The sequence below is a fragment of the Clostridium sp. 1001283B150210_160208_E6 genome (assembly GCF_015669365.1).
GTDB classification, from domain to species: domain Bacteria; phylum Bacillota; class Clostridia; order Clostridiales; family Clostridiaceae; genus Clostridium; species Clostridium paraputrificum.
Window position 1 is genome coordinate 1 of record NZ_JADPAA010000002.1, and the last position, 22,037, is coordinate 22,037.

General features: G+C 29.1%; 28 protein-coding genes. 4 read left to right on the forward strand and 24 right to left on the reverse strand.

The annotated features are described in order from the left end of the window. The 10 genes from I4V16_RS02640 to I4V16_RS02685 all read right to left on the reverse strand — a co-directional run. Positions 1-1,571, reverse strand: a 1,571-nt coding sequence (locus I4V16_RS02640; protein ID WP_243282783.1) for a polymorphic toxin-type HINT domain-containing protein, incomplete at its 3' end; no start/stop codon positions are given. A 19-nt stretch (positions 1,572-1,590) separates the two neighbouring features. Continuing rightward, positions 1,591-1,908: a hypothetical protein gene (locus I4V16_RS02645; RefSeq protein WP_099329547.1), complete on the reverse strand. Its 318-nt coding sequence runs from the start codon at positions 1,906-1,908 to the stop codon at positions 1,591-1,593. Further along, positions 1,909-2,550, reverse strand: coding sequence for a DUF5081 family protein (locus I4V16_RS02650; RefSeq protein WP_099329548.1), 642 nt, complete (start codon positions 2,548-2,550; stop codon positions 1,909-1,911). A 2-nt stretch (positions 2,551-2,552) separates the two neighbouring features. Beyond that, positions 2,553-2,846: a hypothetical protein gene (locus I4V16_RS02655; RefSeq protein ID WP_099329549.1), complete on the reverse strand. Its 294-nt coding sequence runs from the start codon at positions 2,844-2,846 to the stop codon at positions 2,553-2,555. Continuing rightward, positions 2,843-3,235: a hypothetical protein gene (locus I4V16_RS02660; RefSeq protein WP_099329550.1), complete on the reverse strand. Its 393-nt coding sequence runs from the start codon at positions 3,233-3,235 to the stop codon at positions 2,843-2,845. Before I4V16_RS02660 ends, I4V16_RS02655 begins: the two co-directional genes overlap by 4 nt. A 97-nt stretch (positions 3,236-3,332) precedes the next feature. Beyond that, complete coding sequence (locus I4V16_RS02665; RefSeq protein ID WP_099329551.1) at positions 3,333-3,635, reverse strand: WXG100 family type VII secretion target; 303 nt, start codon at positions 3,633-3,635, stop codon at positions 3,333-3,335. Positions 3,636-3,893: 258 nt separating this feature from the next. Next, on the reverse strand, positions 3,894-4,544 hold the full coding sequence (locus tag I4V16_RS02670; RefSeq protein WP_099329552.1) for a pentapeptide repeat-containing protein: 651 nt from the start codon (positions 4,542-4,544) through the stop codon (positions 3,894-3,896). A 199-nt stretch (positions 4,545-4,743) separates the two neighbouring features. After that, complete coding sequence (locus I4V16_RS02675) at positions 4,744-4,896, reverse strand: zinc-ribbon domain-containing protein (RefSeq protein WP_027098363.1); 153 nt, start codon at positions 4,894-4,896, stop codon at positions 4,744-4,746. Positions 4,897-5,047: 151 nt separating this feature from the next. After that, positions 5,048-5,728 carry a pseudouridine synthase gene (locus I4V16_RS02680; RefSeq protein ID WP_099329553.1) on the reverse strand — a complete coding sequence of 227 codons (681 nt, stop codon included), beginning with the start codon at positions 5,726-5,728 and terminating at the stop codon, positions 5,048-5,050. A 21-nt stretch (positions 5,729-5,749) separates the two neighbouring features. Beyond that, a complete protein-coding gene (locus I4V16_RS02685; RefSeq protein WP_111937515.1) occupies positions 5,750-6,643 on the reverse strand; it encodes a radical SAM protein in 894 nt (297 codons plus the stop codon). Positions 6,644-6,858: 215 nt separating this feature from the next. On the opposite strand from I4V16_RS02685, the gene I4V16_RS02690 reads away from it, so the two are divergent. Together I4V16_RS02690 and I4V16_RS02695 are read left to right on the forward strand one after the other, a co-directional pair. Beyond that, on the forward strand, positions 6,859-8,598 hold the full coding sequence (locus I4V16_RS02690; RefSeq protein WP_195617380.1) for an ABC transporter ATP-binding protein: 1,740 nt from the start codon (positions 6,859-6,861) through the stop codon (positions 8,596-8,598). Position 8,599: 1 nt separating this feature from the next. After that, positions 8,600-10,336, forward strand: coding sequence for an ABC transporter ATP-binding protein (locus I4V16_RS02695; RefSeq protein WP_195617379.1), 1,737 nt, complete (start codon positions 8,600-8,602; stop codon positions 10,334-10,336). 141 nt (positions 10,337-10,477) lie between these two features. Here the strand turns inward: I4V16_RS02695 and I4V16_RS02700 are convergent, their stop codons facing one another. From I4V16_RS02700 to I4V16_RS02710, 3 genes are all read right to left on the reverse strand, one after another. Next, positions 10,478-10,969 carry a hypothetical protein gene (locus tag I4V16_RS02700; protein ID WP_195966495.1) on the reverse strand — a complete coding sequence of 164 codons (492 nt, stop codon included), beginning with the start codon at positions 10,967-10,969 and terminating at the stop codon, positions 10,478-10,480. A gap of 375 nt (positions 10,970-11,344) precedes the next feature. Further along, the gene (locus tag I4V16_RS02705; RefSeq protein ID WP_099329558.1) at positions 11,345-11,854 is read right to left on the reverse strand and encodes a deaminase; all 510 of its coding nucleotides are present in this window, start codon (positions 11,852-11,854) and stop codon (positions 11,345-11,347) included. A 150-nt stretch (positions 11,855-12,004) separates the two neighbouring features. Further along, positions 12,005-12,148 carry a hypothetical protein gene (locus tag I4V16_RS02710; RefSeq protein WP_195966496.1) on the reverse strand — a complete coding sequence of 48 codons (144 nt, stop codon included), beginning with the start codon at positions 12,146-12,148 and terminating at the stop codon, positions 12,005-12,007. A gap of 89 nt (positions 12,149-12,237) precedes the next feature. On the opposite strand from I4V16_RS02710, the gene I4V16_RS02715 reads away from it, so the two are divergent. Continuing rightward, positions 12,238-12,768 (forward strand): ferritin family protein, encoded by a 531-nt coding sequence (locus I4V16_RS02715; RefSeq protein WP_099329559.1) that lies wholly within the window; start codon positions 12,238-12,240, stop codon positions 12,766-12,768. A gap of 25 nt (positions 12,769-12,793) precedes the next feature. On the opposite strand, the gene I4V16_RS02720 is transcribed toward I4V16_RS02715, so the two are convergent. The 5 genes from I4V16_RS02720 to I4V16_RS02740 form a co-directional block, all read right to left on the reverse strand. After that, positions 12,794-13,234: a hypothetical protein gene (locus I4V16_RS02720; RefSeq protein WP_099329560.1), complete on the reverse strand. Its 441-nt coding sequence runs from the start codon at positions 13,232-13,234 to the stop codon at positions 12,794-12,796. A 388-nt stretch (positions 13,235-13,622) separates the two neighbouring features. Further along, complete coding sequence (locus tag I4V16_RS02725) at positions 13,623-14,492, reverse strand: SDR family oxidoreductase (RefSeq protein ID WP_099329561.1); 870 nt, start codon at positions 14,490-14,492, stop codon at positions 13,623-13,625. Positions 14,493-14,659: 167 nt separating this feature from the next. Then, positions 14,660-15,559 (reverse strand): MurR/RpiR family transcriptional regulator, encoded by a 900-nt coding sequence (locus I4V16_RS02730; protein WP_099328259.1) that lies wholly within the window; start codon positions 15,557-15,559, stop codon positions 14,660-14,662. Positions 15,560-15,681: 122 nt separating this feature from the next. Next, the gene (locus I4V16_RS02735; RefSeq protein WP_099329562.1) at positions 15,682-16,224 is read right to left on the reverse strand and encodes a class I SAM-dependent methyltransferase; all 543 of its coding nucleotides are present in this window, start codon (positions 16,222-16,224) and stop codon (positions 15,682-15,684) included. Between the two features lie 10 nt (positions 16,225-16,234). Next, positions 16,235-16,945, reverse strand: coding sequence for a pseudouridine synthase (locus tag I4V16_RS02740; protein WP_195966497.1), 711 nt, complete (start codon positions 16,943-16,945; stop codon positions 16,235-16,237). A gap of 145 nt (positions 16,946-17,090) precedes the next feature. Here I4V16_RS02740 and I4V16_RS02745 point away from each other — a divergent pair, with 145 nt between their 5' ends. Then, complete coding sequence (locus tag I4V16_RS02745; protein ID WP_195573370.1) at positions 17,091-17,909, forward strand: TIM barrel protein; 819 nt, start codon at positions 17,091-17,093, stop codon at positions 17,907-17,909. Positions 17,910-18,005: 96 nt separating this feature from the next. On the opposite strand, the gene I4V16_RS02750 is transcribed toward I4V16_RS02745, so the two are convergent. The 6 genes from I4V16_RS02750 to I4V16_RS02775 form a co-directional block, all read right to left on the reverse strand. After that, positions 18,006-18,224, reverse strand: a complete 219-nt coding sequence (locus I4V16_RS02750; protein ID WP_111937512.1) for a hypothetical protein — start codon at positions 18,222-18,224, stop codon at positions 18,006-18,008. A gap of 149 nt (positions 18,225-18,373) precedes the next feature. After that, entirely contained in the window at positions 18,374-19,432 is a 1,059-nt protein-coding gene (locus I4V16_RS02755; protein WP_099329566.1) for a hypothetical protein, read from the reverse strand. After that, positions 19,416-20,309: an ABC transporter ATP-binding protein gene (locus tag I4V16_RS02760; protein ID WP_099329567.1), complete on the reverse strand. Its 894-nt coding sequence runs from the start codon at positions 20,307-20,309 to the stop codon at positions 19,416-19,418. Before I4V16_RS02760 ends, I4V16_RS02755 begins: the two co-directional genes overlap by 17 nt. Next, positions 20,310-20,699, reverse strand: coding sequence for a GntR family transcriptional regulator (locus tag I4V16_RS02765; RefSeq protein WP_243123440.1), 390 nt, complete (start codon positions 20,697-20,699; stop codon positions 20,310-20,312). Beyond that, on the reverse strand, positions 20,668-21,219 hold the full coding sequence (locus I4V16_RS02770; RefSeq protein ID WP_099329569.1) for a hypothetical protein: 552 nt from the start codon (positions 21,217-21,219) through the stop codon (positions 20,668-20,670). The genes I4V16_RS02765 and I4V16_RS02770 overlap by 32 nt, the downstream gene beginning before the upstream one ends. A gap of 105 nt (positions 21,220-21,324) precedes the next feature. Next, positions 21,325-21,978 carry a hypothetical protein gene (locus tag I4V16_RS02775; RefSeq protein ID WP_049178228.1) on the reverse strand — a complete coding sequence of 218 codons (654 nt, stop codon included), beginning with the start codon at positions 21,976-21,978 and terminating at the stop codon, positions 21,325-21,327. Between the last annotated feature and the right edge of the window lie 59 nt (positions 21,979-22,037).

Here is a 22,037-nt window from a genome sequence, read left to right on the forward strand (position 1 = left end):
AATGTGTGGTAGTTTTCCACTATTAGGTTATATACTTCAATTTCATTATAACCCTTATATTCTATACTTTCTACTACCTCATACTCTTTTCTACTGCTTAATACCTTTGATCCATCATGAAGTTCTCCAGCTTTTACCCATCCTTGATCTGTCATAAATGGGTGTTCAATTGTTGCATTAATAATTTGTCCGTTTATCTTTACACTTACTATTTCTTTGCTCTTTTTTCTTATTAACTTTGCTACCTGATAGCTTTGCTCTCCAGTATCTTCATTTTGAGATAATACCCTATCACTTTCACTTATTTCCTTTATTCTCTTAAATCCTTTTTCTGTTAGCACTAAGGTTTCTTCTGTAAAACAGCCTATTGAACACCCAAACCTTTCTAGAGGTGTTAAATCTGCTTCTTTTAAGATTATTCCAACTACTCCATTAACTTTTTCTTTTAAGGTAATATGATACTCTCCATTTATTAACTTTGAATCTTGAAGATACTCCATTACTTTATTACTTTTAAATTTAATTGTATTTAAAAAGTTCCTTTTTGGTAATTCAAAATTTTTAAATAAATCCGTTGACTGAATTAGATTTATTGTTCCTTTAGCACCTTTTCCTCCTGAGTATAGCACCATACATACAAGTGGATTAATCCCAATTGAAGAAAGAGTGGTTGTCCCTGATATTATAGCAACATTTTTTAGTAGTTCAGTACCAAATACTTTACTGTTAAATCGTATTCCTCTTTTTAGTCCTACTTCTGTTAACTCTTTGGCACCTTTTCCAAATATTTTGGCTCCGTCCCCAAAGAAAGGTATTATTGATATTAAACATAATCCTCTTTCTAGTGAACTTAATTCTCTTCCTGTGAAAAATTCCCGTCCTAACGCTGCTTCTATAATTGCTTTCCCATCTCCAATTACTGGAATACAATCTATGGCTAATGAAACGTATTCTTGCCAAGGCTCCACTATTTTATAGTCAAATTCACCTTGATGTATTAGCTCATTTAAGTACTCTTCGAACTTTGGTGGTACATCCTCACCTTTTTCATTACCCTCTTTCCCCTCTAAGCTGATGCAGTATTGCTCATAGTTTTTTTTCATTAGCTCTCCAATATCACCATAACTTAATACATCTTCAAAAGAAATAGTATCCTTAAGCTTAACTCTAGATTTCCAATCACGTCCTCCATTTCTTTCATCTTTATAATATTCAACCTCTGTTGCTCCTATATTATTGGGAACTGTAATTTCTTCAGATTTTATATCACTTATTTGAGCTACCAGCTTTTCATAATCTTTTGTAAATGGCTTATCTACTTCATCATCATATTGGGAGCATATTTTTCCAAATCTTGATAACTTATCTTTATCTTCTCTAAGTTTATCATAAAAAGCCCTTTGTGATGGAAAATTGAGGTTATTTAATTCTTCATCTTTATTTATAAGACTAATTGCATAGTTTATATAGTTTTCTGCTCTCATCATAGTCTCAATTATGTTCTCTATAGCATCAGTAGCTATTTTTGCTTTTGCTTGAGTTGATTCTTCCTCAATACAAAAATCGGACATTCCCTTTTACCTCACCATATTATTCTAATTCTAAAAATTCTTTATATATTTTTCTAGTAATTTCTTCATCCACATTTATAAATGTATTCATAACATTCATAATATACATATAACACATCTCGTAATATTGGCTTAACTTATCTAAATCTGCATTCATTGAACTATTAACAACTTTGAGAAATTCCTGAGCTCCTCCTGTATAGTTTCTTTCATTTTCTAATATAGCTAAAGCAGTTGAGTAATACATTACAGCTTCAAATATTTGTTTCTTTGCAAGTTCAATTCCATAATATATTTCAGATAAATCTTGTACAGGTATATCTATTATTTCATTCAATTATTTCACCTCTACCCCCAATAATTTGCTTATATCTAACCTTACTACTTTAGGACTTACTTCACATAGTTCTTTTTTTAATACGTCATATTTATATGTTTTACCCTCAACCTCAATATATGTTATATAAAGGCTAACGTAAGGAATTCTTACATTTTCCTCTTTTTTTAATATTAAAAAATTTTGATTATCATTTTTTATAATATAATTTTCTATAAAATCCTCAACTTCCATATTATTAATTGAACTATCTACTATAGTATCTCTTCCTCTTAGAAACTCATATTCCTTAAGTATAGTTAAAACCAAATGAAAGTTTGCCATTTTTTTAAGTTCAAACACATTACTTTCTGTATCTTTTTTGAAAAATATCATATAATCTGTATCATCTTTTGATAATAATATATCGTTTACCCAAATATAAGATTTTGCCATCTTAAATTTTTCTAAGCCTTTTATTAATTGATATGAACAAGCATTTATAGTATTATCTTCATTTAAAATCATTTTTTCTTTTAAACTATCTAACGCTTTTACTTCAGAATATAAATTTTCTCTTAGAGCTGCTTCTTTATCTAAACCATAGATATCTTTTCCATCTAAAGCTTCATTAAGTAAGTATATTTCACTTGCTTTAAGCATAACTATTCCTCCAACTCCTTTATAACTAGCGAATTATTTATAAACTCATCACGTTCATCAATAAACTTAGATATTTTTCTAACATTTTCTTCTGCAGCATCCTTTAACTTATCATTTAACTGCTCACATAACATAATTAAGTTAAGAAATGATTTCTTGGACTCTCCACTCCAAGAAGAATTTTCTACTAAGCTCACCATCTCACTAATTTTATCTTTACTATCGCTAATATTGTTACTAGCTTTTTTTATATAATCGTAAGCTTTTTGCATTTCATCACTTCCCCTAAAATTCAATCCTCCCACCACCACTTCACATAAACAATTTCAGGATTAGACCCCTCATAATCTCTTTTAGACTTATAATAATCTTTCTTTGATATTGCAGTATCAAGACTATTTTTTATACTGCTACAAATAATTTTATAGTCTTTTATTCTCACTTGAATATCCTTACTTGTCCTAATACACTTATCATTAAAAACATTAATTGGCTTTCCATAAATATTATCATAATTTGTTGTGCTAACTTTTCTCAAAGCGCTTAAATATCCATCAAGCTTGTTAAGTTTAACTATTAATTCATTATAGTATTCATTAAGATTCTTGCTTAAATCTTTATATTTTTTATATTTATCCTTATATATATAATATGCGTCTGTATTTCTCTCATAAGAGTACCCCAAAATATTCTCCCCTCACAATCATTTATATTTAAATAAGACCCTAAATTAAAAAGCTGTATCAAAATGGTTTATCATTTTAATACAGCCTCATCTTATGTTAGACCATTTTAATTTTACTAGCTATATCTTGGTCTGCTGCTTCCATTGCTTCAACAATAGAATTTAATTGTGCACTTAAATCTTCAAGCATTGTTACAAAGTTTGCCATAACGGAAGATTTTAATTGTTCATATTGATCTGCATATTGCCTACTTGCTGCACCTTCCCACTGAGCACATAACTCACCAGAAATTAGATTAGAAAGAGCATTTAATTCACCTTCAATTGTATCTCTTCTTCTAATAATTTCTGATGCCATCTCTCTTCCTTGTTCTGGACTAAATTTAATATTTCCTGACATTTAATCATCCCCCTTCTTATTAATAATTCTACCATTTATTACATTTACTGTAAATACGCTTTATGTATAATTCCACTACTATATATTGTATTATTTTTCATTTAAATACTATATTATAATTTATTATTCCATTTGATCTACTAATCACTAAAAGCTCTTTAAGCCCTGTAACATGTAGTATACAAAAAGGAACACTACTAGTAGTGTTCCTCTAATCTTCTATCTATAATGTACACTGCAATGCAAACGCTTTGTATCTTATAGAATTCCCTCTTTACCATAAGTTTCAATACACTTTGTTATGTAACTTAAGGTACAGAAATCTCTATCTAATCTATCAGCCAATATATTTAATCCCGAAATTAAATTCTTCTCACTGAATTTTTCTAATAATATCATGATACTTATAGGATTAATACCTCCATCCTTAGTATCTAAAACTCTTGAACTCTTTACCTTCTCATTTCCCATAGCTTTAAGTACTGCCTCTTCTAGCTCTTTACTTATATCTAATTCTGGAATCTCATCAAAAACTCTTACTTCACTTTCCTTATACTCTAAGCTCTTTGCAGATGATAGGTCGCATCCTACAAATATAACATTCTTAAATTCTGCATCTCTAAAATCTACATCACCTAAGTTAACACCTTCAAAAACAGCATTCTCAAATATAGCTCTTCTAAACTTGCTCTTTTTAAAATTAGTTCCTATAAACTCTGTTCCCCTAAAAGTACAACTAAAGAAATTACAGCCTTTAAAATGTGCTCCTCTAAAACTTGAGAAGTTAAAGTTTGATCCTGTAAAATCTGTTCCATAACAATTGCTTCTTCTTAAATCACTATACATAAAGTTTTTATTTTGCTTTATTTCTTTATTATAATGGAATCCCTTACTTTTATTCTTATCCATTTTGCCTCCAAATACCTAACTTCATTTTTTATTACTAACTTTTACTAGTATATAGCAAATACTTATACCTTACAATATTTATTCTGCGTTATCTATCTAATTAAATTCATTAAAAAAGGTGGAATGGATATTTATTTTATACTTTTCTATGCATTAAAAAAGAGCTATAAATTAAATTTATAGCTCATAACAATCATAATTATTGTCTGTTTCTTTCTTTCTTAGCTCTTCTACAAGCTTGGCATCTAACTGGATCGTTTTCGAATCCTTTTTCTTTGTAGAATTCTTGTTCTCCTACTGTGAATGTGAATTCTTGACCACAGTCTTTACATGTAATTACTTTATCTTGCATTGATATTCCTCCTTAAATTATAAAGAGATTCAAATTTGACTAATATAACTCTCATAAAGGAGAAATATATATTCACTCATAATCTAAACTCTTTATTTTTACGCATCAATAATACCACAAACTTCCTTCAATATCAATATAGTTTTAAATTTTATCCATTTTTTAAAGTATTTATTTCCTTAATACTCAGATTTCTCCACTTTCCTTCTTCTATTCCGTCAATTAAAACATTCATAATTCTAATTCTCTTTAAAAATGTAACTTCATATCCTAAAGACTTACACATCTTTCTTATTTGCCTATTCATGCCTTCTGTTAATATAATAGAAAACTTCTTTTCACCTAAAGCTTTAACTTGGCATTTCCTAGTTACCCTATCCCCTATTTTAATTCCATTGGACATATTTAAAATAAATTCATCATCTATATCTTTATCTACTTCAACTATATACTCCTTCTCATGATAGTTCTCAGAGCTTAATATTTTATCAGCTAAACCTCCATCATTAGTTAATAAAATCAATCCTTGAGAAGGTTTATCTAGCCTTCCAATTGGAAAAATATATTCAGGATAATTAATATAATCTATAATATTATTTTCAGTTTCCTTTGCTGCTGTACAAACAATTCCTACTGGTTTATTAAAAGCAACATATAGCTTATCCTTAGGTTTTACTCTTACATTATCTAAAAGTATAGTATCAGTTTCTTCAACCCATTGCCCCTCAATTGCTAGTTCTCCATTCACTATAACCCTTTTATCTTGAATAAGCTTATTAGCTTCCTTCCTAGAACAGTATCCATAATTGCTTAATAACTTATTAATTCTCATATAAATGTCCTCATTTGCAGTTTAAAATAATGAAATTTGAGTTTCCTCATAATTTTTTCTATATGCATTTATAATATCATTCATCTTATAAAGAATTCCACATCTTTCACATTCATTTTTAAATATATCCCATAACTTCCGATGTTCTAAAGAAGAACATTCATACTTTTCTCCATATATATTCATATACTTCTTTACTAAAAATTCATTAGGGAATAGTTTTGATAGTTTTTCATAATAGTATTCTCTTTGATTGCCTCTTAATGTTAACCCCATTCCATAAGCAAATATAAATTTAGCGCCACACTCCTTAGCTTTTCTAACAATGGATCTAATATTTTCCTCATTATCATTTATAAAAGGAAGTACTGGCATTAGTAATATACCTGTAAAAATCCCTTCACTAGTTAACTTTCTAATTGCTTCAAATCTACTTGAAGAAGGAACTACATTAGGCTCGATCTTTCTACATAAACTATCATGGAAAGTAGTTATAGTTATCTTTATTAAAACTGGTGAATGATTACTAATTTTTTTAAGTATATCAATATCTCTAAGAATCAAGTCACTTTTGGTTGCAATACTTATTCCAAATCCATATCTATTAATTAGCTCTAAGGCTCCTCTAGTTAAGTTAAGTTTCCTTTCAAAAGGATTGTATGTATCACTCATAGCTCCAATACCTATAACCCCTTTTTTTCTCTTACTCTTTAATTCTTTATTTAAAATATCTAATGCATTTCTTTTAGCCCTAACTGAATCAAAATTCTTAACTCCATAACATTCACTCCTTGAATCACAATAAATGCATCCATGTGAACACCCCTTATAAAGATTCATATTATAATTTAATCCAAACCACCTATTGTTTTCTGCATACCCCGAAAGTATTTGCTTTGCATCTATATAATACATTTTAATCCTCCTCTTACAAGGATTTTAAACCTATAAATAAGACATCTTTATGTCCTATTACTTAAATCCACATATGAAAACTTTTTAATATTATACCACATTATCTTTTTATTTTGATTTATCCCATTTTTCCCTATTTAATTCCCTTCCTTTACCAACTTGATAATGCTATAATAAATTCGTTAAAAATAAGCGATATAAAGGATTTGATAAAAATGTTTAAACTAATACCTTATTTAAAGGACTTTAAAAAGGAATGCTTTTTAGGTCCATTATTTAAGCTACTAGAAGCAATATTAGAACTTATTGTTCCTCTAGTAATGGCAAAAATAATCGATATTGGAGTTAAATCTTATGATACATCATACATAATTAAAATGGGTATATTGATTATAATTCTTGGTATAGTAGGATTAGGATCAGCCCTAGTTTGTCAGTACTTTGCTGCTAAAGCCTCTCAAGGTTTTGGAACAAAGCTTAGAAATGAGCTTTTCCATCATATAAATAGTCTTTCTCACTCAGAAATTGATAATATAGGAACTCCATCATTAATAACAAGGATAATAAATGATGTAAACCAGCTACAGGTTGCTGTGGCTATGGCTATAAGACTTGGAGTTAGAGCTCCATTTATAATTTTAGGTTCAGCAATAATGGCTATGTTTATAAATCTAAAGCTCTCACTAATATTCTTCCTATCTATCCCTCTAATTGTACTTACTTTATATTTAGTAATGGGAAAAGCTGTTCCACTATATAGGGTAATTCAGAAAAAGCTAGATAAAATTTCTCTAATTACTAGAGAAAACTTAGATGGGGTAAGAGTTGTAAGAGCCTTTTCTAAGCAAGAGGTTGAAAAAAATAGATTTAATATAGCAACATTAGATCATAGTAATACAGCTATAAAGGTAGGTAAGCTATCTGCACTTTTAAATCCATTAACCTTCATGATTATGAACTTTTCCATAGCTTTTATAGTTTGGTTTGGAGGTATTGGTGTAAATAACGGTAATTTTACACAAGGTGAAATAATAGCCTTCGTAAACTATATGACTCAAATACTTCTAACTCTTATAGTAGTTGCAAACCTTGTTATTATATTTACAAAAGCATCTGCTTCTGCAACTAGAGTTAATGAGGTTCTTGATACAAAATCAAGTATTAAAGAAGCTTCTAGCTCAACTAAGGTACAAGCTACTAATAATTCATCTAAAATAATTGAATTTAAGAATATTTCTTTTTCCTATAATAATTCAAAGCAATATTCTTTAGAGAATATCTCATTATCAATAAATAAAGGTGAAACCATAGGAATTATAGGGGGAACAGGAGCAGGAAAGTCTACTCTAGTAAACCTTATGCCAAGATTCTATGAAAGTACTGAAGGTGAAATTTTTATTAATGGAGAAAATATCAAAAATTACTCTATTAAAGACTTAAGAAATCTATTTGGCATAGTTCCACAAAAAGCTGTATTATTCACTGGAAGCTTAAGAGAAAATATGAAGTGGGCTAATAAGAATGCTAGTGATGAAGAAATTTTAATGGCACTAGATATTGCGCAATGTAGCGATTTTGTAAGTAATCTTAAGGACGGCCTTGATACTGCTGTTCTTCAAGGAGGTAAAAACTTCTCTGGAGGCCAAAAGCAAAGACTTACTATAGCAAGAGCTTTAGTAGGTTCTCCTAAAATAATAATTTTGGATGATAGCTCAAGCGCCTTAGATTTTGCTACTGATTTAAAACTTAGACAAGCATTAAATACACATGCTAAAGATATAACTACAATAATAGTTTCTCAACGTGCATCTTCAATAAAAAATGCAGATAAAATTGTAGTTTTAGATGATGGAAAGTTAGCTGGAATTGGAACACATGAAGAACTTCTTGAAAACTCAGAAGTCTATAAAGAAATATGCTTATCCCAACTGACTAGAGAGGAGGCTTATAATTAATATGGATAAACAAGTTGTTAAAAGGCTTTTAAAGTTTACCAAACCATATATAGGTTACTTAGTAACAGCTTTAATTTGCGCTCTTTTTTCAGTTACATTTACATTACTAGGACCAGTTTTAATAGGTAAAGGAATAGACTTAATAATTGGACCAAACAATGTAGATTTTAATGGAATCTTAAAAATAATAGTTATTCTTATGGCAACAATTATTTTAGGTGCTTTATTTCAATGGTTAATAAGTTTATGTACAAATATTGTTACCCAAAAAACAGTTAAGGATTTACGTACAACTGCCTTTAATAAAATAAATGAAGTTCCTTTAAGGTATATAGATAGTAATCCCCATGGTGATATTATAAACAGAGTTGTAAATGATATTGATTTAATATCTGACGGATTACTTCAAGGTTTCACTCAACTTTTTACAGGCATTGTAACAATTGTTGGAACTCTACTATTTATGCTATCAATAAATGTTTCAATAGCTCTAGTTGTTGTACTTGTCACTCCACTTTCACTATTTGTAGCTTCCTTTATTGCTAAAAAATCACACAATAGCTTTAAGGTTCAATCTGCAACAAGAGGTGAATTAAGTGGTTACATTGAAGAAATACTTGGTAATCAAAAGGTAGTAAAAGCTTTTTCTTATGAAGATGAAGCAGAGGAAAAATTTAAAGAAATAAATGCTAGGCTATATGAATCTGGAGTAAAATCTCAATTTTATTCCTCACTTACTAATCCTTCTACTAGATTTGTAAATGGTATTGTATATGCTGCAGTTGGTGTTATTGGGGCATTATTGGCTATAAAAGGGAAACTTACTATTGGAGATATATCTTGTTTCCTTTCCTACGCTAATCAATATACTAAACCATTTAATGAAATATCAGGAGTTGTTACTGAACTTCAAACAGCCTTTGCATCAGCCAAGAGAGTATTTAATCTTTTAGACGAGCTACCAGAAACTCCAGAAGATAAGGATGCAATATCCTTAGTTAAAGCAGATGGTTACCTAGAGATAAATAATGTTAATTTCTCTTATTCAGAAAATAAAAAACTTATAGAAAACCTTAATTTAAAAGTTAAACCAGGTAATAGAATTGCTATTGTTGGCCCTACTGGATGTGGTAAAACCACAATAATAAACCTTTTAATGAGGTTCTATGATGTAACATCAGGAGAAATTAAAGTTGATAATACTAATATAACTCATTTAACTAGAGAAGGTTTAAGAAGAAACTTTGGAATGGTACTTCAAGACACATGGTTATACTCTGGTACTGTAAAGGAAAATATAGCTTATGGTAAGGTAGATGCTACAGATGAAGAAATTATTGAAGCTGCTAAAGCTGCTCATGCTCACAACTTCATAATGAGATTACCAAATGGATATGATACTCTTATAAATGATGATGGAAGCAATATATCTCAAGGACAAAAGCAACTGTTATGTATTGCTCGTGTCATGCTTACAAAACCACCAATGCTAATTCTAGATGAAGCTACAAGCAGCATTGATACAAGGACAGAAATATATATTCAAAAGGCCTTTGATAAGATGATGGAAGGTAGAACAAGCTTCATTGTAGCCCATAGACTTTCAACAATAAAAGAAGCTGATCTTATTCTAGTTATGAATGCTGGTAAGATAATTGAACAAGGAAAACACGAACAACTATTAGCAGCTAATGGCTTCTATGCTAATCTTTATAACAGTCAATTTATTAAAGAATAAAAAGAGTGTAGCGGATATTTATTTTGCTTGTTCCGTCGCAAGCTCCAAGTCACATCAAAACAAATATCCACCCCACCCGTACTAAAGGTAAGGAAACTCCCTCTGCATTAACAGGGGGAGTTTAAATTTATCAGTGAAATCCTAATTTTTAATTATATCAATTGAAGTTATTTCATCTCCATCCTTAGTTAAGACAGCTTTATCTATTGTCTTACCATTAGAATCCAAGAAATTATAGAATATAAATGGTATTGTTACAATGCCATTCTCACTTTCCTTATCAATAGCTAACAAAACTAAATTGTAACTCTGTCCATTTTTTGTAATAATGTTCAAACAATAATTTGATTCCTTATTAAAATTATCGCTAGAAAATTTTATTTCACCTACAAATCCATAATCCTTTTTTGAAAACTCTTTTTTATCATCATATAGAATATATGATGATGGTATATTTTCATAAAATTCATAATAATCCTTATAGCCTACAATTTTTATATCAGCTATATCATTATTACCAGAATAATAGATATTCTTATCCTCTTTTTTAAAGGAAGTAAAGTAAATACCACTAACTATAACAAGTAAAATAAAAAATATAAATAAAATTATAGTCTTTTTATCTCGCAACATAGTAATCTCCTTAAGATAACTTTATACAATCCCTATATTTTACATTTTACCATCTGTCTAACTTTTTATCAATTACATTAACGCCCCTCTCCTCACATCCCTTACATAAACTGTAGTGCATTAAAAAGAAACTCAAGCTTTAGCAGTGTTTATTCATCATATTTTATTATCCTTTTTATCTTCTTACCTTTTTACCTAGTACCCTATTATCTTTTTTATCTCTCTTATCCTTCTTATCTTTCTTATCTCTCTTAATTTTCTATAAAAAGAAACACCAACAATATCAGTGTTTCCTCCCCAAACTTATTATCTCTTTTATCTTTTTACCTTCTTACCTTGTACCTTCTTACCTTTTTCATCTTAATTATCTAACTATCATCCCTTAATAAGCTCTATTTCATTTTCTTTAAGAAACTCACTCACCTCATTGATATCATCATAAGCCTCTCTAAATACAATTCTTCTTATACCAAATAGAACTAACATTTTAGCACAATTAAAGCATGGTGAATATGAAACATATGCTGTAGCTCCCTCTAAATTGAATCCATTATTCTGAGATGCCTTCTTTATTGCATTCATTTCAGCATGAATCTCATTTAAAAGAGACCACTTTGAATGTTCTCCATTCTTAGCTTCTATCCATTCATTATCTCCATCTTTCTTAAACCATTTATTACTGCTCTTTTTAAATAGTTCATTACAGTTTGTCTTGCCTTGCAATGTTCCATTAATACCTATAGAAAGAATGTTATTATCCTTAGTAAGTATACAAGCTACATTTTTAGCAGCACACTTGGAATGCCTCTCATAAAGAGATAAACTCTGAAGAAAGGTCTTGTCCCACTCACTTAAGTCATTATATTTAAAGGTTTTACTCTCCATATCACCACTCCCTCAAAAATTATATCATATTTTTTCCTTTACATAATCACATAATTGTAAATTATTCATAGTATATAGTATAAAGCTGAACACACAGCAATTAATCCTCCTTATAGCTCATAACTTAATCTTTTCTCAGTAGGCTTAAACCTACTGAGATTTTTTAGAATTCACTTCTTCTAAATAATTCTTTTTATTTACTATGTTTTCCTCAAAATTCTCAACTGCATTTTTAGTAAAGTTTCCTACTCTAGCCATATTCTCAAACTTCTCTGAACTACTTTTATGTGCCATAAAATCTTCTCCTTTTATTATATTTATAACTAATATTATTCCAAGCTCACTCATATTTTATAATAAGAACTTTTTCAAGGAGAATGTAAATGTTAAATAATGAAAATAATATATCTTACCACGTAGATCTTCCTTATCCAGACATAAAAGTTGAAAAAGAAAACCCACGTTATGCTAACATATTATTACACAACTACTCAGGTATAGTATCTGAATTTACAGCAGTAGACCAATATGTATACCATAAATTCAAATTATTTAAGGACTGTCCTGCTGTTTCACAAGCAATTGGTGAAATTGCTATGGTTGAAATGCACCACTTAGAAATGCTAGGGGAACTTATTTTACTATTAGGAGAAGACCCTCGTTATTGGATAAAGAAAAAAGATAAACGTTATTATTGGAACGGTAAATTTGTTGATTACGGAAACACTCTAAAAGAATATTTAGATTACGATATACAAGCTGAAGTTGTTGCCATAAGAGACTACAATAAAGCACTAAATGAAATTTCTGATCCTAACATAGTTAAAATAATAGAAAGAATAATTCTAGATGAAGAGCTTCATCTTAAAATATTTAAAGAGCTTTATGCAAAATATGTAAAAACCCCTGAATAAATCAGGGGTTTTAAGTATTTACAAACTATTTTTTCTTATTTCTCTTATAAAGCCAAACACCAATACCTACAGCTGCAGCACCAATTACTGCTGCTCCTATTTGAGCTAATAAAAAGAAATCTTTATATTCATCATATACACTAACAGGACATGATTCCTCTTTAGGTGTACCTGTTTCTTTTTCAAGTTTTCTAGCAACATAATATGCCTTCATAAATCTTTCTTTAGAAAAGTTATTATTTAAACCATCTTTAAGCTTTTGAAAATAACTTTCTGTCCAATCCTTAGGGTCTGATAATAATTTTTCTTTATCATGTGTTTCAAAAATCCCGTATGCATCAGCTAAATCAATAGCATCCCTGAATACTTCATGGGGATAATCAGTTGTAAGTAACTCACTTATCATCACCCTACGTGCCTTGTCTATATCCTTTTCACTAATAGCCACTTTTAATTGATCTATCATAATTATCCCTCCTTTTATACTTATACCTTAATTTTACCACCTTTTACATGTATTTTATACGTTCCTACAAAGTTTTAAGATAAATTTAATTTTAAGAAGCTTCTCACCAAATTTTTATCTATTTTCCTTACGATTTTTTATCATTGGTTGTATATATGGATATACTTCAACAAAAGTTGTCATTAAAGCTACAGTGATACAAATACCAATTTCAACTGAATTCATAATATCACCTCATACACTCTTTAATACATATTATGCTAAAGCTTTTCATATGGGATAATTACACAAACTAAATTATTATTCTATCCAATTGTACAATTATATAGAAAAAGAGAAATTGCAAAGCAATCTCTCCTCCTTCTTTCTATTATTCTTTTTACCTTTATTAACTATTAACAATTTCTCCTCCATTAACATGAATAGTTTCTCCTGTTATGAATGAAGCTCCTTGACTAGCTAAAAACACATATGCTTCTGCAAGCTCAACTGGTTGCCCTGCCCTTTTTAAAGCTGTCTTAGAACCAAACTTAGAAAGCTCTTCAGCTGTAAAAGTTGATGGAATTAAAGGAGTCCATATAGGGCCTGGTGCAACAGCATTTACTCTTATTCCCTTTGGTGCAAACATAAGAGCAAGAGACCTTGTTAAAGAAGTTAAGGCTCCTTTAGTTGCAGAATAATCAATTAACCTTTCATGACCATTATAGGCTGTAATTGATGTAGTTAAGATAATATTTGCGCCATCTTTTAAATGTTGTTCTAATGCCTTACACATAAATAGTGCTCCATAAATATTAGTTCTAAAAGTTCTATCTATCTGAGCATAAGTCAATTCTCCCAAATTATTAATTGGATGCTGTTCACCTGCATTACTAACAAAAATATCTATTTTATTGTATTTATCCATTACTGTTTTTACAGCGTTATTGCAGAAAGTTTCATCCCCAATATCACCTTTTATTAAGAGACATTCTCCTCCCATACCTTCTATAATTGATTTAGTTTCATTTGCATCATCATCTTCATTAAAATAAATTATACAAACCTTAGCTCCTTCCTTCACATATGCTACAGAAACAGCTCTGCCAATTCCACTATCTCCACCTGTTATTATTGCAACTTTATTTTTAAGTCTATCCCCTTTTACGTCATATTCCTCATGTTGAAAAATAGGTCTAGGATTCATATTCTTCTCAACACCAGGTTGTTCCTTCATTGTATTAGTAGGAAATGTTTTTGGAAATGTTTTTTCAATCATTATTTAAACCTCCTAAAAGAATTTACATTTAGTATCTCCTTTAGTTAAGTAAATAATAATATAAAAGGAGAAATTGCAAAAACAATTTCTCCTAATTTATAACTACCATTCTCATAGTACTTTTTTATTATTTAATAAAAATTTATATATTATTTGATTACTAAATATTAATCGTCTGCTACATTTCTATTGTTGTATGAATATACATTATACTCTTGCCATATATTTTCCAAATTAGCGAATATATCTGCAATATTTTCCTTTTCTCTCATTCCCACTGCTATTATAAGTGCATTTATAACAGAAAGTGGTGCTACTAATGAGTCAACAAAAGATGCCATATTACTTTGAGCTATTAAAGTGCTATCAGCCTTTGCAGCCAATGGTGAAAGTAAGCTGTCTGTTATAGCAACTACCTTAGCTCCTCTAGCTTTAGAGAAATCTAGAACATCAATTGTCTTTGTAGCATATCTAGGGAAGCCAATTCCAATAACTAAATCCCCTTCCCCTATATTTATCATTTGCTCAAATATATCTGAAATTCCGTAACTAACTATTCTTACATTTTGAAGTATTATATTTAAATAAAACCCTAAAAATTCAGCAAGTGCTGTAGAACTTCTTAGACCTATAATGTAAATATTCTTAGCTTCAAATATAGAATTTAATACATCTTCAAAGGTGTAAGGATTAATTTTTTCTAAAGTAGCTCTTATATTTTCCATATCAGCCTTTAATACACCTTTTAGAGCTGCTCCATGAGATGCAAAGTCATTAGAAAGTTCAAGTCTCTGCACAGTAGTTAATTTATTCTTTATTAGCTCTTGTAATGCTTTTTGAAGCTTTGGATATCCTGAAAACCCTAATTCATTAGCAAACCTTACAACAGTAGATTCTGAAACTCCTACAGAGATCCCAAGTTTTGCAGCTGTCATAAAAGCAGCCTTGTCATAATTTTTTAGTATATATTCAGCAATTAACTTCTGTCCCTTACTTAACCTAGGAAACTTTACTTGAATCAATCTCATTAAGTCTTTGCCTTGTTCATTTAGCTCGTTATCCATCATGTACCATCCTATTCATAAAAACTTATATAATTTGCAATTTAATTTTATCATTATGTTAATAATTAATCAATAAATAATTGAAAGCCTTTTAACAAACCTCATTCATTTTTGACATATTATAATCACTTTTTTTCTATAACAAGAAGCATTGGTGCCACTTCACTTCTGTTTAAAAAACTATGTTCCATAACTCCAAACTTATTCTTTGGAAGGTTTACTACATAATCCAAAATGCAAGATTCCTCTTTTTTACCTTCATTATGCCCTCTATAAATACATATTGTCATAATGCCACCATTATTAAGAAGCTGAAGACCTTCCTTAATACTTTGAAGTGAAGTTTCATGCATAGTTGTTACGCTCTTATCTCCTCCTGGTAAAAACCCCAAATTATACATTATACAATCTACTCCCTCATCTATATATTCTTTAAATTTATGATGAGAGTCATTTATAACATTAACATTCTCTTTGTTTTTTCCTATATAATTATCACAGGCTATCTTTTGTACATCAAAAGAATAAACCTTATTAAAATGTTCTGATAAAAAGTCAGTATCATAACCATTGCCTAGAGTTCCATCAATGGCTACATTCCTATTTTCCAAAAAGTTATTTATTATATGATGAGAAATCTCACTTATATCTCCAACGTATTTAAACATAATTCCCTCTCTATAAGCTATTTATATAATCTAATTCTTCCTTAGTTAAGTTTCTCCATTCTCCTCTTCTAAGGTATCCAAGTTTAATATCACCTACTGCAACTCTCTTTAAAGACAGTACATCATGACCTAAGGCAGAACACATTCTTCTAATCTGTCTGTTCTTACCTTCATGAATCCCAATTTCTACTGTACTCTTTCCATCTTCCACCTTGATAACTTTAATATTAGCATCGGCAGTAATATATCCTCCAATATCTATTCCTTTTCTAAACTTATCAAGCTCTCTAGGTGTAAACTCTCCCTTACACACTGCTATATATCTTTTAACCACTTTAACTCTTGGATGCATTATTTTATTATAAAGATCACCATCATTAGTTAAAATAATTAAACCTGAACTATCATAATCAAGTCTACCAACTGGATAAATTCTTTCCTCAACATTAACTAAATCAATAACGGTCTTCCTATCCTTCTCATCCTTAACTGATGTTATATATCCTTCTGGTTTATTTAGTAATATGTAAACCTTATTTCCTTCAGGTAAAATAATATTTCCTTCAAATTCTACTTTATCTATAGTTGGATTAACCTTAGTACCAAGTTCATTAATTGTTTTTCCATTAACCTTTACTTTTCCACCTAAAATAATTTCTTCACATTTTCTTCTAGATGCAACACCACATCTTGCCATGTACTTCTGTAATCTTTCTTCCATTATCTAAATCACTCCACTTTTATATTCAAATAGATTATAGCTTTATGTGAAATAAATTACAACATTTATGAAATACTATGAAGGATTGTATAAAAATTTGAAATTTGATATACTTTTATAAAAAGACTTAAGGAGAATTATTATTATGGAGAAACTTTTGTTTGGAATATCTGGTCTTCCTTTAGGCAATGAAGGAGATAAATTTACATATGCAACTGGAATTGAATATTTAAGTAACATGGGCTTAGATGCTATGGAGCTACCTTTTGTACGCTCTGTTAATGTAACTCCAAAAAATATGCATTCAATAATTGAAGCTAAAGAAAAACATAACTTTTACCTTTCTGCACATGGTTCATACTTTATAAATCTAAATGCAGTTGAAGATGAAAAAAAAGAAAAGTCCTTAGAAAGAATAACCCTTGGAGCTGAAGCCTTAAAATCTGTTGGAGGAAGAAGCTTAATCTTCCACCCTGGTTTCTATTTAAAATCTACAAAAGAGGATGCTCTTGAAGAAGTTAAAAGGAACTTAAAGAAGCTTCCATACTTTGGTGTAGATTATAGGTTGGAAACAACAGGTAAAGGTACTCAATTTGGAGATATTGATGAACTAATTCATATATGTAAAGAAATTGACACTTGTAAGTTATGTATTGACTTTGCACACGTTCACGCAAGAGGAAATGGTGCTTTAAAAGAATATGATGATTTTGCTAGAATATTAGAAAAGGTTGGAGAAGGTTTGGGTAGAGAAGCTTTAGATGATTTACATATTCACCTTGCTGGTATTTCATATAGTGAAAAAGGCGAAAAGCATCACCTTCCTTTCTTAGAAAGTGATTTTAACTACCAAGCATGTATGAAGGCCTTTGTTGATTATGAGGTAAAAGGATGCGTTATTTGCGAAAGTCCAATACTTGAAAGAGATGCAAAACTATTAAAAGATACTTATGAATCACTTTAATTGATGATATAAAAGCGAAATTGGTAAACAATTTCGCTTTTTTTCTTATAATAAATTTAAAGGGCATCATAGTAGATGCCCTTTACCTTCTAAATCCTACCAGAAGCCGCCACAGCCAAAGCCGCCACCGAATCCACCAAATCCAAATAATAATAAGATCCAAATTGGCCACAAAGCTCCGCCACCGAATCCGCCGCCGCAGCCACCGAATCCACCACAGCCACCGCAGTTCCATCCTGGGTTAACACGTCTTCCTCTACAACCATTATTACAACAACCGCCGCAATTGTTGCATCTACAGCATCCTCTTGACATAGTAAATCAACTCCTATTCTTTAGTTTAATATATTGTATTCTTAAGAATAGAAATTTGTTCTACATGAAAAAACTTTTACATAATTAAATAAAATTTCATTCACCTAAGGTAATTTAAGCTAAAAGAAATATTAGGTGTACCAGTAATATTAAATATATTTGTTAACTTTCTTTAAGATTATCTTAGTTAAGTATATAGAAACAACTATAATTAATCCTAGTATGAAAGTAATACCTAATACATAAACAAAATTACTAATATATATTTCATTTTTTGATAAAAACCAATTAAAGTCCCCCAATACTATTATGTAATAAAGTCCTCCTAAGAAAATAGAAAACACACCAGTAAAAATTGTTATCTTTCCCACTAAAGGAAAAACAAAAAACTTATTTATGTTATTTATAATAATCTTCTTATTAATAAATTTAGATAAATAATATACAAAAATGGATCCTAATAAATAAGCTATTATTATAAATAAAACATACCTACTACCTCTATAAAATGTATAATCATAGCTTATAAAACTAATTATATCTCCTATATAATTCATAATACTATTTAATACATCATAAGTCCTTAAAGCAGTTGTATTATAGATATCTACTCTATAAAAATATACCTGACCAATTACTAACGCATCAAAGAAAATTGCCATAGGAAAACCTACTAATGCTATTAATGTGAATATTAAATTTGAAAAAAACATATCCATAAATGATAAATAAACAATAAAAGCTAATCCTAAAGTAAAAATTTTAATTAAAATAAATATAGAATATCCCCAAGGGTTAAAAATATAAGGTAATAAATCCTTATTTCTTATATAAACACACATAATTGCATAAGCTGCAACTAAAGTAAATAGGCATAAAGTAAAGAATAAAAATAAAAATTCATTCCTCTTAACTTCTTCCTTAGTATATGGCCCACTTGTAATAAAGGTAATATTGTTTCTTTTATTAAAGCCAGTAATCATAACATATACTAATAGTATTATTAAAAATGTACTAATGACAAAAAATGAACTATTTAAATATATAGAGTTACCTTCTAAATTACTTATTTGATATTTTAAGTTATTCAAATTACCACTCATACTAGAATACATAATTAAAAAGAAAAGAATACTACCACCTAATATTCCCCATTTTCCATTATAGAAGGATTGATAAAAAAGTGCTTTATTATAATATTTTTTCATTAATATCCCCCTCATCTAACTTGTATATAAATATATCCTCTAGGTTCAAGTCTATTTCTTCTATAAATAGTGGTTTAAACCTATTAATTTCCTCTATAAACTCTTCTCCATAATTATCAACTAATATAGTAAATACTCTACCTACTTTGGACATTTTAAATATACCTTTAATATTTAAATCTTCTTCGTAAACTGGGCCATCAAAGGCAACTTGTATCTTTTTAATCTTCTTTTTCATCTCTTCTAGAGTATTTTTATATGAAACTTCCCCTCCATCTAAAATAACAACTTCATCACAAACTTTTTCTAATTCATTTAAATGATGAGAGCTAATTATAATAGTTGTTCCCCTAGTTGAAACCTCTTCAATTATTAATTTAAGTAATTTATTTTTTAATATTGGGTCTAATCCTGAGGTGGGTTCATCTAAAATTATATATTTTGCTTCTTGTGCAAATCCAAGCATTAAAAATGTTCTCATCTTCATACCTTTAGATAACTGATGAAGCCTTTTATTTAACGGTATCTTAAAAACTTTATTTATTTTGTGAAACTTCTCTTCATTAAAATTATCATAGGCTAATTTATAATACTTTATAACATCCCTTACTAAAAAAGAAGTAAAGAAATTATTTTCATCTGCTACATATGCTATATTCTTTTTTACTTCAGCATTATCGTATACGTTACTTCCATCATATAGTATTTCCCCTGTAGTTATTTTATAAATTCCAGTTAAGCATTTTATAAGAGATGTCTTACCAACTCCATTTGGCCCAATAAGTCCATATATCTTTCCCTCATCTATGGATAAATTAATATTTTTTAATATATCCTTATCCTCTAATTTAAGGGTTAAGTCCTTAATTTCTATCACTTACTTCCCCTCCAACTTGTCCAAGACTTGTTTTTCTAAATCAACTAATGCGTTAAATTTAATATTTAAATTTTTTGCTGATTCTAATACATCTTTAATTTTGTTCATTAACATCTCATAATTGTAAGCTAAAACTAATTCCTTAGCTCCAACTCTTACAAAAGTTCCCTTACCTTTTAAAGTCTCTATCATACCCTCATCTTCCAATTTATTATAGGCTTTACTAATTGTATTTGGATTTACTGTAAGCATTGATGCAAGTTCTCTAACAGAAGGTAATTTATCACCTTCTCTTAAGGCATTATTTATAATAAGTTCAATAAACTTATCCTTAATTTGCTCATATATAGGTCTATTATTATTGATTATATAAAACATCTTCTTCCCCATCACTTGAAATCCAAAAATAATCAATTACCCAACCTTCACCCTCATCTACAAATACAATATTAATATCTATATCTTCTGATTTAATATATTCAACCTCTTTGTTTTGCATATATAAATTATCAGTAGGATATCCCTTACCTGTTAATGTTAAGGTCTCTAACTTATCAGGTACAGTATAACCTTCCAACCTACTAATTCTATTTTTATAATCATCTAGAATAACTTTTTTACTATCTTTAGTATTTTTCTCAGGAAGTATTTCCCCATCAATTCGATAATAATTAAAATTTGAATATGTTACCCTCTTCCTTTTAGATAAACATTCCTTAAAATCAGAAGTTGTAACAAACTCTCCATCCTTATTTAATGCTCCTAGCTGTTTATGGTTTATTATTTCAATAATTTCATTTGGTGAATTAAAGTGTTTCGTCTTTTCATATGCCTTATTAGTATTCGTACATAGCATTATGGTCGCTACAATAAAAAAACCACTTAAGGCAAGTATCATGGATTTTTTCAAGATTATAACCTCCTAAAAAATAAAGTGTACTACATCTAGTAGTACACTTTAATTCTATATACATCTATTATAAAGGTCAATTAATAAATTCTTAGCATTTCTTAATTATTTCTTAATCTCAGTATTCTCTCTTTCTTTAAGAAGATTTTCAACTAAACATAAATCATCTAATTTACTTAATAGATTTTTATAAGACTCTCTTATATATTCATTATTATAAAGCTCATTATAGGATATTTTATCTGCATCTACCTTCAAAATTTTATCTACGTTGTCACCATAAATCTTATATAATATACAATTAAATCCCTTCTTAACTCTTTCATAAGCATAATTATCTGAAGTATTCCAACTATAAATATCTCTATTTACCTTCTCAATAATTCCATAAAGTTGATAAAGATAACTTAATTCTTTTAAAGAGTACTTATCACTTAAGCTTGCTACAGAAGCAGAGTAATTTTTATTTATAGGTAACAAATATAGGTACTTCTTCTCTTCCTCTGTATTTTGAAGACTTCTTATACTTTGAAAAAGTGAAGTTGCTATATCTAACCTTATTACATTAGCATTGTTACAGACTTCTTTAACTCTATACTTTTCCTCATAAAATCTATTTTCTTTTAAAATCTTTTGTTGATCTTCTATCTCCTTGTTGTGCATATTCTTATTAATAATCCAACTACAATACGCTCCAACTAAAGAACCTATAATAATAGAGATTGCAGAAATAATTGAAGTGACTATAGGTATAGGCACACTATCTACTCCTTTCCTCATTAGTACAATGTTAGTATGTACCGAAAAGGTTAGATAAT